17 protein-coding genes and 1 pseudogene are annotated in these 17,922 nt (G+C 56.1%); 12 read left to right on the forward strand and 6 right to left on the reverse strand.

Annotation, left to right across the window (positions count from 1 at the left end; all coding sequences use genetic code 11):
• The 5 genes from JMJ95_RS08435 to JMJ95_RS08455 all read left to right on the forward strand — a co-directional run.
• Positions 1 to 284: 4-hydroxythreonine-4-phosphate dehydrogenase PdxA (locus tag JMJ95_RS08435; RefSeq protein ID WP_290684476.1), on the forward strand; the 284-nt coding region annotated here is incomplete at its 5' end.
• Between the two features lie 122 nt (positions 285 to 406).
• Positions 407 to 1,360 (forward strand): tripartite tricarboxylate transporter substrate binding protein, encoded by a 954-nt coding sequence (locus JMJ95_RS08440; protein WP_290684478.1) that lies wholly within the window; start codon positions 407 to 409, stop codon positions 1,358 to 1,360.
• A gap of 116 nt (positions 1,361 to 1,476) precedes the next feature.
• Complete coding sequence (locus JMJ95_RS08445; protein WP_290684479.1) at positions 1,477 to 1,956, forward strand: tripartite tricarboxylate transporter TctB family protein; 480 nt, start codon at positions 1,477 to 1,479, stop codon at positions 1,954 to 1,956.
• 71 nt (positions 1,957 to 2,027) lie between these two features.
• Positions 2,028 to 3,521 carry a tripartite tricarboxylate transporter permease gene (locus tag JMJ95_RS08450; protein ID WP_290684481.1) on the forward strand — a complete coding sequence of 498 codons (1,494 nt, stop codon included), beginning with the start codon at positions 2,028 to 2,030 and terminating at the stop codon, positions 3,519 to 3,521.
• Positions 3,522 to 3,596: 75 nt separating this feature from the next.
• Positions 3,597 to 4,679, forward strand: coding sequence for an isocitrate/isopropylmalate dehydrogenase family protein (locus tag JMJ95_RS08455; RefSeq protein ID WP_290684483.1), 1,083 nt, complete (start codon positions 3,597 to 3,599; stop codon positions 4,677 to 4,679).
• 66 nt (positions 4,680 to 4,745) lie between these two features.
• Here JMJ95_RS08455 and JMJ95_RS08460 read toward each other — a convergent pair whose 3' ends face one another.
• The 6 genes from JMJ95_RS08460 to JMJ95_RS08485 form a co-directional block, all read right to left on the reverse strand.
• Positions 4,746 to 5,393 (reverse strand): hypothetical protein, encoded by a 648-nt coding sequence (locus JMJ95_RS08460; protein ID WP_290684485.1) that lies wholly within the window; start codon positions 5,391 to 5,393, stop codon positions 4,746 to 4,748.
• 30 nt (positions 5,394 to 5,423) lie between these two features.
• Positions 5,424 to 6,158 carry a 4Fe-4S binding protein gene (locus JMJ95_RS08465; protein ID WP_290684486.1) on the reverse strand — a complete coding sequence of 245 codons (735 nt, stop codon included), beginning with the start codon at positions 6,156 to 6,158 and terminating at the stop codon, positions 5,424 to 5,426.
• Between the two features lie 57 nt (positions 6,159 to 6,215).
• Positions 6,216 to 7,727: a tripartite tricarboxylate transporter permease gene (locus JMJ95_RS08470; RefSeq protein ID WP_290684487.1), complete on the reverse strand. Its 1,512-nt coding sequence runs from the start codon at positions 7,725 to 7,727 to the stop codon at positions 6,216 to 6,218.
• Positions 7,728 to 7,742: 15 nt separating this feature from the next.
• Positions 7,743 to 8,201 carry a tripartite tricarboxylate transporter TctB family protein gene (locus JMJ95_RS08475; protein ID WP_290684488.1) on the reverse strand — a complete coding sequence of 153 codons (459 nt, stop codon included), beginning with the start codon at positions 8,199 to 8,201 and terminating at the stop codon, positions 7,743 to 7,745.
• Positions 8,202 to 8,278: 77 nt separating this feature from the next.
• Complete coding sequence (locus tag JMJ95_RS08480; protein ID WP_290684490.1) at positions 8,279 to 9,250, reverse strand: tripartite tricarboxylate transporter substrate binding protein; 972 nt, start codon at positions 9,248 to 9,250, stop codon at positions 8,279 to 8,281.
• Between the two features lie 80 nt (positions 9,251 to 9,330).
• Positions 9,331 to 10,017, reverse strand: coding sequence for a GntR family transcriptional regulator (locus tag JMJ95_RS08485; protein ID WP_290684492.1), 687 nt, complete (start codon positions 10,015 to 10,017; stop codon positions 9,331 to 9,333).
• Positions 10,018 to 10,751: 734 nt separating this feature from the next.
• Here JMJ95_RS08485 and JMJ95_RS08490 point away from each other — a divergent pair.
• From JMJ95_RS08490 to JMJ95_RS08520, 7 genes and pseudogenes are all read left to right on the forward strand, one after another.
• Positions 10,752 to 11,266, forward strand: a pseudogene (locus JMJ95_RS08490) (IS3 family transposase); the annotation flags it as partial.
• A gap of 198 nt (positions 11,267 to 11,464) precedes the next feature.
• Positions 11,465 to 12,250: an IclR family transcriptional regulator gene (locus tag JMJ95_RS08495; RefSeq protein ID WP_290684493.1), complete on the forward strand. Its 786-nt coding sequence runs from the start codon at positions 11,465 to 11,467 to the stop codon at positions 12,248 to 12,250.
• A 22-nt stretch (positions 12,251 to 12,272) separates the two neighbouring features.
• The gene (gene panB / locus JMJ95_RS08500; protein ID WP_290684494.1) at positions 12,273 to 13,100 is read left to right on the forward strand and encodes a 3-methyl-2-oxobutanoate hydroxymethyltransferase; all 828 of its coding nucleotides are present in this window, start codon (positions 12,273 to 12,275) and stop codon (positions 13,098 to 13,100) included.
• Between the two features lie 19 nt (positions 13,101 to 13,119).
• Positions 13,120 to 14,049 (forward strand): 2-dehydropantoate 2-reductase, encoded by a 930-nt coding sequence (locus JMJ95_RS08505; protein ID WP_290684495.1) that lies wholly within the window; start codon positions 13,120 to 13,122, stop codon positions 14,047 to 14,049.
• 24 nt (positions 14,050 to 14,073) lie between these two features.
• Positions 14,074 to 15,066, forward strand: a complete 993-nt coding sequence (locus JMJ95_RS08510; RefSeq protein ID WP_290684496.1) for a TRAP transporter substrate-binding protein — start codon at positions 14,074 to 14,076, stop codon at positions 15,064 to 15,066.
• Positions 15,067 to 15,125: 59 nt separating this feature from the next.
• Positions 15,126 to 15,614, forward strand: a complete 489-nt coding sequence (locus tag JMJ95_RS08515) for a TRAP transporter small permease (RefSeq protein WP_290684498.1) — start codon at positions 15,126 to 15,128, stop codon at positions 15,612 to 15,614.
• A complete protein-coding gene (locus tag JMJ95_RS08520; protein ID WP_290684499.1) occupies positions 15,611 to 16,891 on the forward strand; it encodes a TRAP transporter large permease in 1,281 nt (426 codons plus the stop codon). Before JMJ95_RS08515 ends, JMJ95_RS08520 begins: the two co-directional genes overlap by 4 nt.
• Positions 16,892 to 17,922: the final 1,031 nt, after the last annotated feature.

The following is a 17,922-nucleotide window of genomic DNA, read 5'->3' on the forward strand; positions in this document are numbered from 1 at the left end:
CCGTGGAAGGCCCCTTCCCTTCCGATACTCTGTTCATCCGGGCCTTTGAAGGAAAATACGACGGCGTGATCACCATGTACCACGACCAGGGACAGATCGCCATCAAGCTCAGGGGGTTCCATCACTGCGTCACCGTTTCGGCGGGCCTGCCCCACCCCATCACCACGCCTGCTCACGGAACGGCCTATGACATCGCGGGAAAGGGGATCTGCACCACGTCCGCCTTCGAGGACGCCTACGTCCTCGCCGCCAGGATGGCCCTGGGAGACCGGGCGATTCCATGAAGTCCCGGCCCCGGGGCCGGAGATTACGGAAGAAGAGGGGAGGGATGGAAGAAGGTTTTTCGCGGAACAGGCATGTAGAGAAGTATGGATGAACTGCAAACGAAAAGGAGGGTTACACGAAAATGAAAAAAAGACATCTACTGGTACTGCTGGTTCTGGCTGTGTCTCTGGCCTTCACGGGCGCGCTTTCAGCCGCCGACGATTATCCGACGAAGCCGGTCGTGCTCGTGTACCATTCCCAGGCAGGTTCGGGCGGAGACATCTTCCTGAGGAACATGGGCAAGGCCATCGAGAAAGTCCTCGGCAAGCCCATTATCGTGGAGAACAGGACGGGCGGCGGCGGTTCCAACGCCTGGATGTACGCCAAGAGCGCGAAGCCTGACGGATACACCCTGCTCGGCATTTCGTCCTCCATCATCGCCGGTCCGCTCCAGACCAAGATGGCGGTATCCTACGCCGACTTCAAGCCCATCGCCCAGGTCTTCTTCGATCCCACGGTCATTTTCGTCCCCGCAAAGAGCCCGTTCAAAACCTTCGAAGACGTCATCAAGGACGCCAAGGCCAATCCCGGAAAGCAGAACTGGGGCGCCGGAAACCCCGGCAGCGCCGAGACCATGTGTATAGAAAAAGTCGCCCAGCTGGCCGACATGAAGATCACCGTGGTGCCCTTCGAAGGCGGCGCCGACGTCATGGTGGAGACCATCGCCGGCAGGATCGACGCGGCCATCGGCGAGTATGCCGAAATCGCCAGCCAGGTGGAGGCGGGGAACATCCGCATCATCGCCTGCCTGAACTCCGAGCGGATGGAAGATGCCCCCGACGTACCCACCCTCAAGGAGAGCGGCGTGGACTTCGTGTTCGAGAAAATCCGCGGCATCCTCGCCCCGAAGGACGTTCCTGATTCGGTGGTTAAGGTCTGGACGGACACCCTTGCCAAGATTTTCGACGATCCCGACTTCAAGGCATACTACAAGGAGAACATGCTCGTCCCCAGATTCCTTCCCGCCGAGAAAATGCAGAAGGTCATGGACGAGCAGCACGCCTTCTTCAAGGAAATGAGCAAGGGGCTCTACTAGAGCCTGCTGTCCCGTTCAGGTTGTGTGATTTCTCGTAACCAATCTGCCTCGAGGCGTCCGCCGTCCGGGTTCTCCCCGGTCCGGCGGACGCCGGAGGCAACACAGGAAGGGAAATTATGACCATTACAGTCAAAAGCAAAGTCGTGCTCAACATCCTGTGGATCCTCATCGCCGTCGGTTTCTGGTGGACATCCGTTCCCTACAGCGAGGCGAGGACCTTCGATCCCATCGGGCCCCACATCTTTCCCCAGATCATGTCCGGGGTGATCATCCTCTGCTCCCTGGGCAATCTTGCGGTGCTCTACCGACACTCAAGGCAGGGGATTGGCGAGGCTGCGCCCGAGACTTTCGAGCCTGCGAACGCCCTCAAAATGTTTCTCGTTCTCGTGGTCAGCGGGCTGTACATCTGGCTCATGCCCCTGGCGGGCTACCTTATCGCCACCATTTTCCTGCTGTTTCTGGTCATCGCGATCCAGGGAGAAGTGAGCCTGAAAATGAACATTCTTGTAAGCTGCGGGTTCGCCCTGGTGCTGTACCTGATTTTTTTCAAGGTGCTTCATATTCTTCTGCCCCACGGTTTTCTCGAATTCATCTAGGCCCCGCTCCCTGAGAGAATCTGCGCCCGCGGGTAGTTTTTTAGCTTGTCATACTGGAGGCTGAGCGTCTCATGGAATTTCTGCAGAATATAGCTCTCGGTTCGAGCGTGGTTTTCACTTTCAAGGGCATCTCGGCCATCATAGCCGGTGTGGTGGCCGGGACCATCGGCGGCGCCATTCCCGGCATCAACGCCACCATGACCATGGCCATCCTGCTGCCCTTCACCTGGGGGATGGACCCCACCGTGGCCATCCTCATGTACGTGGGAATTTACTGCGGGGGCCAGTACGGCGGCTCCATTCCGTCGGTCCTGATCGGCACGCCCGGGACGCCGTCCTCGGCAGCGACAGTGATGGACGGATATCCCCTCCACCTTCAGGGGAAGACCGGCCTTGCCCTGGGCATGTCGCTCTACGCCAGCGTATTCGGGGGGATCGTCTCGAGCGTCGCCCTGATGATCTTCGCCATTCCCCTGGCGAAGGTGGCCCTTGCCTTCGGTCCGCCGGAGTACTTCGCCCTGTCGCTCCTCGGCCTGACCCTCGTGGCCTCCCTGTCCACCGACGTGTTCAAGGGGCTCATCGCGGCGGCCCTCGGCCTTCTCCTGGCCACCATCGGGCTCGACCCCTTCGCCGGTATCGTCCGGTTCGGCTTCGGCAGCGAAAACCTGATCGAGGGATTCGAGATCATCCCCTTCTACATGGGAATCTTCGCCCTGAGCCAGGTGCTCTACATCATCTTCAAAAAAATCAAGCGGGCGGTGGTGGAGTACCGGATCACCTCCAAATACCCGTCGAACCTTGATTTCATCCGGTGTCTTCCCTCCATGCTCATAGGATCGGTCATCGGCATGTTCGTGGGCGCCATGCCGGGAGCGGGGGCGTCCATCGCCTGCTGGCTGGGATATAACGAAGCGAAACGGTGGTCCCGCCATCCTGAAGAGTTCGGCAAGGGGTCCCTGGAAGGGGTAGCCGCCCCGGAAGCCACGAACAACGCCGTCACGGGAGGCGCTATGGTGCCCCTCCTGTCCCTGGGCATACCGGGCTCAGGCTCCACGGCGATCATGCTGGGCGTGCTCATCATCCACGGTCTCCGGCCGGGCCCCATGCTCTTCGTCACCAACCCGGAAATCCCCTACTCGATCTTCGTCTCCCTGTTCGTCTCGAACATCTTTATGATCTTCGTCGCCCTTCTGCTGATCAAGCTCCTCATCAAGGTGGTCAACATCCCCGAGACCATAATGAACGCCTGCATCCTGGCCATCATCTTCGTCGGCGCCTACTCGGTGAACAACAGCATGTTCGACATCTTCACCGTCCTTCTCTTCGGTATCCTCGGCCTTGTCATGAAAATCTACGACTATCCCATCACGGCCACGGCCCTCGGCTTCGTGCTGGGGTACCTCGTGGAGACGAACTTCCGGCGGTCCCTCACCCTCTCCAAGGGAGACTGGTCCATATTCCTGACGAACCCCATCTCCATGGTCATCATCACTCTCTCAGTCCTGAGCGTGGCCTACGCGGTCTACTGCAACCACTTCAGGAAAAAACGGGGTGCGGCGGAATAGAGAAACCCTGTCCGGGACGCATCTGCCCGGAAAAATGACGAAATACTCCAAAAATATGTGAAGGAGAGTCGAGACATGGCGGTCTACAAACTTGGAATATTGAAAGGCGACGACATCGGGCTGGAAGTGGTGCCCGAGGCGGTGAAGGTGCTGAACGCGGCCGTCGCCGGGTGCGGAGGCGTGACGCTGGACTGGTGCGAGCTGCCCGTGGGGTACCCCTCCTACCTGAAGAGCGGGGAAACCCTTCCCGCCTCAACCCTTGATGCCCTCTACGGCCTTGACGGGTGGATCCTGGGGCCCATCGGCCACATGGCCTATCCGAAGGACGATCCGAAGGCCATCAACCCTCACCCCATCCTGCGGCGGAATTTCGACCTGGCGAGCAACATCCGCCCGGCCAGATCCCACCCTTCCCTTCCGTGCCTCCGGCAGGACGTGGACCTTGTCATCATTCGGGAGAACAACGAGGGCTTCCAGCCCGACAGAAACATGTACAAGGGCATAGGCGAGTGCATGCCCACACCGGACATGGCCCTGTCCCTCCGGGTGATTACCAGGCGGAATTCCTCCATGGTGGCCAGGACGGCATTCGAACTGGCCCGGCAGCGCAACGGAAAGAAGAAGGTTACCGCCATTCACAAGAACACGGTCTTCAAGATGGGCTGCGGTCTCTTCATCGATACCTGCGCGGAAGTGAGCAAGGAGTATCCCGACGTCGAGTTCGGCACGGCGGTGGTGGATACCTTCGCCATGCACCTCGTCATGCGGCCGGCGAATTTTGACGTGGTCGTCACCACCAACATGTTCGGCGACATCCTCTCCGACGAAGCGGCAGGCCTGGTGGGAGGGCTCGGCATGGCCCCCGGGCTCTGCGTCGGGCCCCGGTACGCCATGGCCCAGGCCACCCACGGATCGGCCCCGGACATCGCCGGGAAGAACATCGCCAATCCCTACGCCATGATCATGTCCGCCCAGATGCTGCTCTCCTGGCTCGGGAACGGGAAAGGTGATCAGGAAGCGGTTCGGGCGGCGGAGAATATTGAAGCGGCCCTCGGAAAGGTGCTGTCCGACAAAGAGAGCGTCACCCCGGACCTTGGGGGGACGGCGGGAACCGACGCCATGGGAAATGCAGTCTGCCGCGCCCTTGAGGCCCTGTAACCAAAGCAGGTAAAAAATTACGAGCCCCTTCCCGGACAATCAGGGAAGGGGCTCGTTTCTTGCGGATCAGGCGCCGGCGGCGTCCCGCTTCTTTTTCTCGGAGACGATCTTCAGGATCTCGGCGCAGCGGATCTGGTTGAAAATGCCGCAGTAGCAGAAGTTGGAAAGCTTCTTCGCACCTTCCTCGACGGAGAGTTTTCCCTTGTCCACCTGTTTCTGGACGTCCTCCACGAACTTGGGCGGGATCATGTGGTGGCCGCACATGGTGGTGATGGACAGGGTGTCCTCGTCGGGGAGGCGGCTCTTGTTGCCCCACACCCCGAGGGAGTAGTTGATGGAGTGGGGGGTTACACCGGCTTCTTTGCAGGCGGGAAGCACCTCGGAGAGCACACCGGTGATGACCACCGACATACCGAGATCCTTGGCCTTGATGTCCTTCAGGAAGCCCACCACCTGCTCCCTGCTGGTAAAGACGCCCCTGATGCGGGACTTGTCGCTGATGTTCTTCTTAATCTCCTCGCTGGAGAACCGGGTCAGGGGGCCGGTCTTCACGTCGCCCCAGTTTTCCGAATGCCAGGCCTCGGCGGTGGCGATGAACTCGAGGGCCTTGTCCCTGATGTTCTTGTCGTTCACGCCCTTGGTCTGGTACATAAACCAGTTGAAGTCCTTCTTCTGGGACTCGATGTCCCCCGATCTGTGCAGTGAGTGGGTCATTTCGTTCTTCCTCCTGTTCTCTTCTCGGTCCTACAGGGTGCTGAGGGGCCTGCCGAGGCCGACGTTCACCTTGCCCCGGTGTGGCTGCGGGATCCCGAGGGCGTCGAGCTCCCTGAGCACGGGGTTCTCTCCGTTTTCATCCACGCGGAGGATGAGCCCCACGGAGAAAACGGTGTCGATTTCCTTTTCCACTCTCTGCAGGGCGCGGAAGACGTCGGACATCCTGTCCAGGGGGCAGCTCCCCTCGATGATGACCGAGAGAAGATGGTAGTCGAGGCAGGCGTCGTCCAGCTTGCCGGTCTTTATGTCCGTCATGAGGGCGGAAAGAGGAGTGGTCTCCGGCGGCTCGAAGACGAGGCCGGCTTCAGCCATGGCCATGGCCACTTTCTCGGCGTCCCGGAGGAACACTCCCAGGCCCGGGCGGCCCATGTCGATGGCGAAGCCCGCGTAGCCCTTCTTCACCCTGCCGGTCACGTCGTTGGTCTTCACTTCCTCGGTGCCCCGTCCCGTGACGCCGGTGATGCCGTGATTCTCCACGGGGTCGCTCATGACGTGCTGGAACTGCTTGAAAAAACTGTCGAGCTCCACTGTCTCTATGGCGCCCACGGGGCAGACCTTCTGCCGCACGCAGACGTAGCACTCGGTGCACCGGGCCTGGTCCACGAAGCACTTCTTCTCTTCGGGGAGATAGTGGATGGCGTCCACAGTGCAGTACTTCATGCACGTTTTGCAACCGACACATTTTTCCTTGTTGATGACTGTCATTGACCTACACCCTTTCTCTTTTTCTGAACTGCCTTCAGCCGGTCCGCACAAAACTGCCTATGCGGAAGGGGGAACCTCTCTCGTTTTTCTGTGGTCCCTGATCATGCGGATGAAGGGCATGATCAGCGTAGCCAATCCCAGCGCGATGAACACGAGGGATATGGGTCGGGTGAAGAAGGTGGTCCATTCGCCGGCGGAGATGATGAGCCCCCTCCTGAAGTTGCTCTCCGCCATGGGCCCGAGGACCAGGGCAAGCACCAGCGGGGCTATCGGGAACTCGAACTTTCTCATGAAGTAGCCCACCACGCCGAAGGAGAACATGAGGAACACGTCGGAGAGGCTGTTGTTCTCGGCGAAGGAACCGATGGTGGCCAGGATGAGGATCATGGGTACGAGAACCCGGTTGGGGATCTTCGTGACCTGGGAGAAGAGGCGGGCTCCCAGCATACCGAGGACGAAGAAGGCGACATTAGCCAGGATCATGCCGGCAAAGAGGCCGTAGACCAGGTCGGGGTTCTCCCTGAAGAGCAGCGGTCCCGGGCGGAGCCCCTGGATCATGAAGGCGCCGACCAGGATGGCCGTGGTCTCCGATCCCGGGATGCCCAGGGAAAGGAGGGGAACCATGGCCCCTCCTGTGGCGGCGTTGTTGGCCGCTTCAGGGGCGGCAATGCCTTCAAGGCAGCCTGTGCCGAACTTCTCCGGCGTCTTTGACCACCGGCGGGCCTCGTTGTACCCGATGAAGGAGGACATGGTGGCTCCGGCGCCGGGGAGGATGCCCACCAGGGTACCGATAATGGAGGACCGGACGAGGGTCCCTGTCACGGAGACCAGGTCCTTCAGGCTGATGGTGAGGCCGGAAATGGCCTGCTTCACGCCGCCGAGCTCCTTGATCTCCTTCTCCACGGTGATGAAGATCTGGGAAACGGCGAAGAGGCCGATGAGCACGGGGATGAAGGAAATGCCGTTCAGAAGCTCCACGATGTCGAAGGTGAACCGGGGAACTCCCGTGACGATGTCAATCCCCACCGTGCCGAGGAGAAGGCCGATAACCGCGGAGATGAGTCCCTTCACCATGTTTTCGGCGGAAAGGCTGGAGATGATGCTCAGGCCGAAGAAGCACAGGGCGAAGTATTCCGCCGGGCCGAACATGAGAGCCATCCGGGCCAGCGGGGGGGAAAGGAAGATAAGGACGATCACGCTGAAAATTCCCCCGATGAAGGACGCCGTGGCGGCCATGCTCAGGGCCCGTCCGGGCTCTCCGTTCTGGGCCATCTCGTAGCCGTCCAGGACGGTGCAGGCCGCGGCGGTGGTTCCGGGAGTCCGGAGAAGGATGGCGGTGATGGATCCTCCGTAGATGGCGCCGCAGTAAATGCTGAGCAGCAGCACGATGGCTGGCAGGGCGCTCATTCCGTAAGTGAGGGGGAGCAGCAGGGCGATGCCCATGGAGGCGTTCAAACCGGGAAGGGCGCCGATGGAGATACCCAGGGCGCTTCCCACGAACACGCTCACCAGGTTCTGCAGGGTGATTACATCCTTGAAGCCTTCAAGCATCATGAGGGCGGATTCCATGATCCAGGTCCTCCCTTAGCCCAGGAATCCCTTGGGAACAGGGACCTTGAGCAGATTTGCGAAAACGAAGTACACGGCAAAAACGATGAGCAGGACGGGAACCATGTCCATAATCCGGAACCTCCTCGTGGTGATGACCGTGATGATGCAGGCGAAAATCGGAGCCAGAACCAGGAAGCCCGCTTCGGGAAGAAAATACCAGAAGGCGTAGCAAATGCCTGCCGTTAGTGCCACCGCGCCGATGCCGGAAAAGGATGCCGTGGTCGCTTTTGTCAGTTTTTTCATATCAAGAAGCGCCATGAGTGCGGAGAGGAACATGAGCGCCCCCGCGAAGAGCTGCGGGAAAGCGTGGGCTCCCACCTGGCCTTCGATTTCAATGTCGGGCACATATTCCCCGGCCTCCCTGAAAATCAGGTAGCCGAAGACGAACAAAACCACCCCGAGTACGGTGTTCATGTATCGAAAATTTTTCATGTTCTGCCCCCACAGTCTAAAGTGCCGTTATGCGGACCGGGTGCGCGGTCGGTTTGGCCGCGCACCCCGAAAAAACGCTACTTCTTTTCCTTGATGAGGCCCAGTTCCTTCAGTTCTTTCTTGTAGAAAAGGTCCTGCTCGGCCACGAAGAGGGCGAAGTCGGTGCCGTTGAGGTAGGCGGCCTTGAGCTGGTTATCGGCCAGGTACTGCCGGAAGCCTTCCTGGGCCACCACTTTCTCGATGGCGGCGGAGAGGTAGTCAATGGCTTCCTTCGGTGTTCCCTTGGGGGCGACAACGCCGCGCCATGTGGGGACCACCACGTCGTAGCCGAGTTCCTTGAAGGTGGGGACTTCGGGGAAAGCGTCCCACCGCTCGGCGCTGAAGCTGCCGAGGAGCCTGACCTGCCCGGCGGCGATCTGTTCGGTCAGCTCGCTGGGGTTGTTGGTCAACACGTCGATGTGCCTGCCCAAGAGGGACGCCAGGGAGTCGGCGCCGCCCTCGAAGGGAACGAACCGGGACTTGATGCCGGAGAGCTTGGAAAGCTTCGCGGAAGCCACGTGGTCAGAGGTTCCCACGCCGAAGGTTCCCCAGCTCACGCCGCCCTTCTCCTTCGCGTAGGCCACGAACTCCTCCCAGGTCTTGTAGGGGGCATCGGAGCTCACGGCGACCACGTTGGTCTCCACGGCGACCCGGGCGATCATGTCGAAGTCGGCGGGACCCTTGGGGGAGCGGCCGAGGGCGGGCGTCAGGACGAAGTTGGTGGTGACGGCGAGGATGGTGTGCCCGTCAGCGGGCTTGGAAGCGGTGTAGGCCATTCCCACGGCGCCGCCGCCGCCGCTCTTGTTCACGGGCACGAAGGGCTGGGACACGTAGGGCTCCATGAGCCTGGCCATGTTCCTGACGAAGATGTCGCTGCCGCCGCCGGGGGAAGCCCAGATGACCCATTCGATAGGCTTTTCAGGATAGGCCGCAAAGGCCGCTTCGGTCCCGGAAAGCATGGTCGCAAAGAACGCAAGAACCAGAAATGCCGCCAGTTTCGTTTTTCTCACAATGATTCCTCCTTCATATTTGTTTCCCTGTCCTCATATTTGTTTCCCTGTCCTCCCTGGTGCGATGAACGATGAACACGTTATGGCGATCTCTTTTCCACCTCCCCGTCAGCGGAATCAAGCGTTGCCAGTATGGAGTTCAAGGCGTTGCCGAGGTGAATCCGGATGCATTCCCCGGCAGCGGTTTCATCCCTCCTTTCGAGGGCGTCGATGATGTTCCTGTGTTCCTCGATGACCTGGGGAATCCGGTTGGGCGTGTTCACGGACCGGATGCGAAAGAGCCGGGCGTTACTCTGCACCTGCTCGATGAAGCCCGTAAGAATTGAGCTGTCGGCAGCGGAGAGGATGATCCTGTGGAACTCCACGTTCGCCTCGATGATGCATTCCATGTCGGTGTGGTGAGCACAGGCCTCCATGCGCTTCACGTTCTTCAGGAGGTTTTCGAGGATTCCGGCGGTAAGGTTCGGAAGGGCCCACTGGACCGCGAGGGTCTCCAGGTGGAGACGGAGGGTGTAAAGCTGGACGATGTCTTTTTTCTCCAGCCTGGCGACCACGAACCCCTTGTTCGGAAGCTTTTTGACGAGTCTCTTTGCCACGAGGCTGTTCAGGGCGTCATGGACGGGGGTTCTACTGATGCCCATACTCTCCGCCAGCGTTCGTTCCACCAGGCGTGTGCCGGGGGGGATTTTTCCCGCCAGGATGGCGGAACGGAGTTCTTCGAAAGCTCTTTCGCTGAGACTCTTCACTTCGGGGAGCTTTGAAATCATGTTTTTCCTCCGCTGCCGGCCCTGGTCGGCATTGAAAAGGACGAAATCCGCTCCGGAGCTTTTCTCCTGAAAGCGGGACAAAGGCCTGATTTTTTTGGAATGCGGCATGCGGCATGCCAAATGGAATCGGAAATATTTTATACACTTTGTGTCTGACTTGTCAAGGTGGAAGTGCTGTTTCCGCTGTTTCAGCATTGCCCTCTGCCATCATGAGCGAAAGTGACCGCGAAGCATTTCGCTCTTGTCATCCTGAGCAACGCGAATCGCGCAGCATCCCGAGCACAGCGAGGGGAGGACCTCGCTCTTGTCGTCCTGAGCGAAGCGATCGCGCAGCATCCCGAACACAGCGAGGGAAGGACCTCGGTCTTGTCGTCCTGAGCAACGCGAAGGACCTCGGTCTTGGTCTTTCGTCCCTTAGGGGCAAGCCCAGATCCTTCGGCCACGAAAGCCGGCCTCAGGATGACAAACGTTACGGGCAAACCGAGATCCTTCGGCCAAGAAAGCCGGCCTCAGGATGACAGAACAGACGTCGTCCTGAGCGAAGCGATCGCGCAGCATCCCGAACACAGCGAGAGAAGGACCTGGTTGTGTGCTCGGCATGGGCGTTATCTATGAGGTGAAAGTCCTGAACGGTGAAGGCAGCAGTAGCCGTAGTTGAAGGCAAGGGCGTTCCTGGTGACGGGGAGTCTGAAGGAAGCCGGAAGATGCAGAAAGTACTGGAAAAGGAGGGCTGGAAAGTAAAACACAAGAGAATAGAGCGGCTGATGAAGGCCGCAGGACTTCGGTCCTGGCTCTCTGTGAAATACTAGGCGACGACGAACTCGAAGCACAACCTGCCGGTGGCGGAGAACCTGCTGAACCGTGAATTCACGGCAGCGAAGCCTGGGGAAAAGATGGTATCGGACATAACGTATATCCGGACGGATGAGGGGTGGTTGTATGCCGCAGCGGTCATAGACCTGTACGGGCAGAAAGTCATCGGCCTGTCCATGGGCGAGAGGATGACCAAAGAGTTGGTCCTGAAGGCGCTGGATGAGGTGTACATGCGTTCCCGAGGGCCGAAGGGTGCGCTGATCCATTCAGACCGTGGCAGCCAGTATTGTTCCCATGAATACTGGAAAAGGATAGAGAAGTATGGATTGGTGTGCAGCATGTCGAAAAAGGGGAACTGCTGGGACAACGCCCCGATGGAGTCCTTTTGGGGCAAGCTGAAATATGAATGCTTGAGGGCCGGCGGTTCCGGACGGGGTAAGAAGCCCGCACTTCTTCCCCCCGTTTGGGGACCTGTCTCTTCTCTTGGGGAACGAACCTGCGGATTTAGGGAAAACCAACCTAATTGACAGAGTAAGAAAAAAAGCATAAAATCAAAATGTTTAATGTTCCGCATAAAGCAATTATGTTCCGCAATGCGGAAAGAAAATATTTATGTTGTCAAAACTGAGGTAAAATGACGGAAAAAAACAGGAGAAGCAGCAACATTCAATCTATCGAGAGAGCATTTTCGATCATTGATCTCCTTGATTCCAAGGGAGAGATGGGCATTTCAGAAATGAGCAGGCACCTCTCACTTGAGAGGAGCACGGTTCACCGTATAGTTTCCACTATGAAAAATTTAGGGTATCTGGCTCAAAATCAGATGAACGCGAAATACTCCAACAGCTTCAAGTTTTTTGAAATAGGAAACGATGTGGTCAAGCACCTCGGACTTAGGCAGCAGTGCGCTCCTTTTCTTAGGGAATTGTCGGAACAAACGCACGAGGCTGTGAACCTGGCTATTCTGGATGGAAACATGGTGATTTACATCGACAAGATCGAAAGCAAATCTACTATAAAAGTGGATCTCTCCGTCGGCAAACGCTTTCCTCCTTATTGCACCGGCCTGGGAAAAGTTCTCCTTGCATGGTTGCCCGACAACAGGGTAGATGAAATTCTCGGGGCGCCTCCTTTCCACAGGTTCACACCTAACACGTTAACGACCAGAGAAGCCGTAAACGAAGAGCTGCAAAAAGTCCGAAAAAACGGGTTTTCTGTGGACAATGAAGAATATGTGCAGGGTCTTCTCTGTATTGCGGCACCTGTCAGGGGGAGTTCCGGGGAAGTTGTTGCAGCTCTGAGTGTTGCCCTCCCGAAATTCACCAGTTCAATAGAGGAGAAAAAAATAAAAAAGGTAAGCGGGCTTTTAGTGGACGTGGCATCCCGGTTTTCACGTTCCCTGGGATATTCGGAAATCTGACCTATTGAAAGGGAGTGGGTGTATGGGCAAGGTAACGATTCAGCAACTGAAGGAAATGAAGAAAAAAGGCGAAAAAATTTCCATGGTGACGGCCTATGATTATTCTCAGGCGGTACTTGTAGAGAAAGCCGGAATAGAGGTGATTCTGGTCGGAGACTCGCTGTCCATGACCATGCTTGGTTTCCCGGGCACAGTAAACCTGACCACTGATGAAATGATCCATCATATTCGCCCCGTCGTGAAGGGTGCACCGACTCCCATGATCGTCGGCGACATGGTTTTCGGCTCCTACAATGAAAGCCTTTCCCAAGCGATCGGAAGCGCCAACCGCCTTATGAAGGAAGGCGGTTGTGACGCGCTGAAGCTTGAAGGCGGATGTCCTGATATCATCGAGGCTATAGTGAAAGCGGGAATTCCGGTTCAAGGCCATATCGGCCTTACTCCTCAAACTGCTTCCATGCTTGGAGGATTCAAGGTCCAGGGAAAGAATCTCGATGCTGCAAAAAAGCTTATCGACGACGCCAAGGCCATTGAACAGGCAGGTGCTTTCTCAATAGTGGTTGAATGCGTTCCCGAGGAACTTGCCCGTGCTATTTCTCAAGCTGTCTCGATTCCAATAATAGGTATCGGAGCAGGCAGGTACTGTGACGGCCAGGTACTTGTATTCCACGACATGCTCGGGCTTTTTGACAAGTTCCTTCCCAAGTTCGTCAAGCAGTATGCCCAAATCGGGTCTGAAATCATCCAGGCTCTCGCCGATTACAAAAAAGAAGTGAAGGACGGGGCATTCCCCGAAGAGAAGCATACATTCGGCGGACTGAATGCCGAGGACCTGAAAGGCCTGTACTAGAGGTCCGGAAAGGACTGCCATGAAAATTGTCATACTCGGCTCCGGAGCTATGGGGTCTCTCTACGGGGGAAAGCTTGCAGAGGCCGGATTCGATGTAATCCTCACAGATGTCTGGAAAGAACATATCGATACTATCAATACTTCAGGGCTCTCAATAGAAGGTCTTGGAGGCGACAGGGTCATTCGCTCCGTTAAAGGGGTAACACACCCTAAAGATGCCGGGAAAGCCGACCTTGTCATTGTCTTCGTAAAGGCGACAGCTACAGAAGAGGCAATGAAAGGAGCCTTGTGCCTTCTCGGCCCTGAAACAGTAGTTCTGACCCTCCAGAACGGTCTGGGTAACGTGGAAAAACTTTCCGAGGTAGTAGGGAAGTCAAGGGTTATTGCAGGCATTACAGGTCATGGATGCACCCTTCTTGGTCCCGGCAGAATAAAGCATGCGGGGCAGGGAGAAACGATCATCGGGGAACCGGATGGCGTTATTACGGAAAGGGTTCGTAATATAGGTGCTGTCCTGGAGAAAGCCGGTTTCACAATTAAATACTCGAACAATGTATTGGGCCTTATTTGGGGGAAACTTTTTGCCAATATAGGCATCAACGCCCTCACAGCGATCACCGGACTCAAAAACGGAAGGCTGCTTGATTTTCCTGAAACGTCCCGACTGATGGAACTCGCTGTCAAAGAAGCGATGGAGGTTGCCGCCAGGAAAGGCATTATCCTCGAGATCGACAACCCCATCGAACATGCGCGGACCATTGCGCGGCTCACGGCAGGAAACAGATCTTCCATGCTTCAGGATGTGAGTTCCGGAAGGCAGACAGAGATCGACGTCATCAACGGGGCAATAGTGAAGGAAGGCGAAAAACTGGGAATACCGACACCGGTCAACATGGTGCTGACAAACCTTGTCAGGGTCCGGCAGAAAACATACGGAGACGTTCAATAGTTCAATGAATGAGGAGGGGAAAAAATGGCGATGAAGAAGAGATTTTGGGGTATTGCGCTTGTTCTCGCAATTCTTTTAATCGCAGGCGGAATTCCAGCAGAGGCTGCTCTTCAGCTGAAACTGGGTCACTCTGTGAGCGATCAGCATCCGTATCACCTTGGTGCCCAGCGTTTCAAGGAGATTGTTGAGAAGGAAACCAACGGGGAAATCGAAATAGCCCTTTTCCCAAACAATCAGCTTGGAACAGGAGAGAGGGATCTTCTCGAAGGATTGCAGCTCGGTACAGTAGATCTCTACGTTGGCTCTACAGGACCCATGGGAGGATTTGAAAAAAAATTCATGCTGTTCGACTTCCCGTTCCTCTTCAAGAGCAAGGAACAGGCCTATTCAGTCCTCGATGGAGAAATAGGGCAGTATGTAATGGGACTTCTCGACAAGATAGGAATCAAGGGACTCGCGTGGTACGAAAACGGCTTCAGGCACTTCACGAACTCCAGGCGACCTGTGAACAGTCCTGAAGATGTCAAGGGGCTTAAACTCCGAACGATGGAAAATAAAATCCACATGGCGCTCTGGAGAGCAATGGGTGCGGACCCAACGCCAATGGCCTGGGGCGAGGTCTTCACGGCCCTCCAGCAGGGAACCGTCGACGGACAGGAGAATCCCATACCCATCATCTACGTCCAGAAGATCAATGAAGTACAAAAACACCTCGCCCTTACGGGCCACGTTTTTTCACCGTCCATGATCGCCATAGCCAAGGCGAAATTTGACGCCATGCCCAAAGAGCACCAGGACATCATTATGAAAGCTGCGAGGGAATCTGCGCTCTATCAGCGGGAACAAATTACGCGGATGGAAAATGAGCAGGTAGAAAAACTGAAAGATCTAGGAATGCTTGTAACAAAACCCGATGTTGCTGCTTTCCGTGAAGCTACGAAATCCGTCTATGATGAGTTCCGTGGAGAGCTTGGGGAAGATGCCAAGCTCCTCGACCAGATTCTCAGCGAAAAGTAAAAACTGTTGAAGAAGGCCGGGAGGAAACTCCCGGCCACCTTCGGGAAAAGGGGGATTTCATGAATTTTTACAGGAAAACTCTCGAAGGGATCAATACGGCAGTGGAATATGCCGTGTGCGTCTTGATAGCGGCCATGGTAGTGGTCGTCTTTCTTCAGGTAGTGTTCAGGTTCGTAATACACTCATCCCTGCCGTGGTCTGAAGAATTATCACGGTACCTCATGGTATGGATCACATTTCTCGGGGCAAGCATAGCTGTAAAAAGAAAATCCCATATTGGTGTCGAGGCGGTCGTCTCCCTTTTTTCGAACGTGTGGAAAAAAATGGCAGCAATTTTCGTATCTGCTTCTTTGTGCGTTTTCTTTGGTTTTATGGTGCTTTATGGAGAAAAAATTCTCAGAACAGTAAAATTTCAACTCTCCCCGGCAATGGAAATAACCATGGCTATCCCCTACAGCGCCCTGATGACAGGAGGCTTTCTCATGCTTCTCCACAGTCTCCTTCAATTGGCGGAAAACATTACAGGGAAGGAGGTGCGTGATCAATGACCTCTATCCTCTTCGGAAGTCTCATCTTCTTCTTCCTGCTAAACACTCCCATTGCCGTGGCTATAGGCCTGGCTTCTCTTGCGGCCATACTCTGGTCGGGGATGATCCCTCCTGTTGTTATTGTCCAGAAGATGTTCACTGCGGCTGACTCCTTCCCTCTCATGGCCGTTCCCTTTTTTATTCTTGCGGGGTCGCTTATGGAGCAGGGAGGAATTTCAAGACGGCTTGTAGAATTTGCCAATTCTATCGTGGGGCGGTTTTCAGGTGGGCTTGCCTTCGTCGCAATAATTGCGAGCATGTTTTTCGGAGCCATATCGGGAGCTGCCGTTGCCTGCGTTGCCGCCATTGGTACGATCCTCATCCCTTCCATGGTGAAGAGGGGGTATGACACTCCTTTTGCAACCGCTGTACAGGCGACGGCCGGTACACTCGGCGTCATGATACCCCCCAGCATCCCCATGATAATTTACGGCGTTCTCACGGGAGTTTCTATCGGCGCACTATTCCTGGGTGGGATTCTACCTGGCTTTCTCGTCGGAGGTTCCCTGATGCTCGTGGCATGGATCATTTCAAGGAAGCGGGGCTATAAGGGAGATGAGAAGGCGAGTTTTGCACGGATAGCTGCAACGTTCAAGGATGCGTTTTTCGCCCTGCTAATGCCTGTCATAATACTCGGGGGAATTTACGGAGGTGTTTTTACCCCTACCGAGGCAGCCGTAGTAGCAGTTGTGTACGGGTTTTTGATAGGCTTTTTCGTCTACCGTGAACTCTCGCTGAAGAAGCTGAAAGACATCCTTGTAACTACTGCAGTCGGGACGTCGACGGTCATGTTCATCATCGCCACGTCGTCTGTCTTCAGCTGGATTCTCACTGCACAGAGAGTTCCACAAGCTGTTGCTGCCGCCATGCTCTCTTTTTCCAGCAATCCCATCGTCATTCTCACGCTGATCAACCTTCTGCTTCTGTTCATCGGGACGTTCATGGAGACCACGGCGTCCATCATCATCCTCGTACCGGTCCTTCTGCCCGTTGTAACACAGATCGGCGTGGATCCGCTCCATTTCGGGATCATAATCGTAGTCAATCTCGCCATCGGAATGGTCACTCCTCCTTTGGGAGTCTGTCTTTTTGTAGGGTGCAGTATAGCAGGCATCAAGCTTGAGGCGATATCGCGAGCTGCCTGGCCGTTCATTTTTATCATGATCGCAGATGTACTTCTCCTTACATATCTCCCGTGGATCAGTACCGTGCTTCCAAAACTGGCTGGAATTTATTGAACAATGTGGCTTCTTGCTTGAGTGGAAGGGGTTCAATACTTCAGGATTTATGTGTTAAGGAAGTTCTGAAAAAAGAATATTTTGCCCTCACGCGACCAGATAGAATCTGTTTTTTAACACATTAATCGACATTATTCAGAGGTTCCTTAAGTGCCACCAGTCCCTCACAACCGAGATCCTTCGGCCAAGAAAGCCGCCCTCAGGATGACAAACTGCTCTTGTCATCCTGAGGAGCCCAGCGACGATCGCGAAGCATCCCGAGCACGGCGAAGGAAGCATTTCGCTTTTGTCATCCTGAGCGAAGCGAAGGATCTCAGGGTTGGACTCCTTCGTCTCTTAAGGGCGAGATCCTTCGGCCAAAAATCCGGCCTCAGGATGACAAACCGCTCGTGTCATCCTGAGGAGCCCAGCGACGATCGCGCAGCATCCCGAGCCCAGCGAGGGAAAGACCTCGGTCTTGGTCTTTCGTCCCTCAAGACCGAGATTCTTCGGGCTTCGCCCTCAGAATGACAAGAAGGGCGAGGTCCTTCGGCCACGAAAGCCGGCCTCAGGATGACAAACGTTACGGGCAAACCGAGATCCTTCGGCCAAAAATCCGGCCTCAGGATGACAGAGCATTTCGAGCACAGCGAGGGGAGGATCTCGAGGTTGATTCTTCGCTCCTCAAGACCGGGATTCTTCGGGCTTCGCCCTCAGAATGACAACAAGGGTGAGATCCCCTCAATCCGCAAATTTTTAAGGCAGAGGGAATATCGCCGGGCATACGGTGAATTCGCCCTCCCCCGGGGGCGGAGATCTCGCACCGCGCTTTTTGCGGATGAATCCCCCGGGGGAGGGCGAATGAAGTGAGAAAAACCGACACGGATGTCGGTTTCACAGGCAGGCAACCGGCGAACGCAGGGAGCCGCGGTGATCCCTTGGGCAGTTGTCACGAACGACAATCCGCGCCCCCGGCCCAAGGGGTCCTCGGTGACGCTCCCCGCTGAGGTGCGGATTCAGGGGGCGAACAACACGATTGACAAAAATTCCTT

This window comes from Aminivibrio sp. (assembly GCF_016756745.1).
Taxonomy (GTDB): Bacteria; Synergistota; Synergistia; order Synergistales; family Aminobacteriaceae; genus Aminivibrio.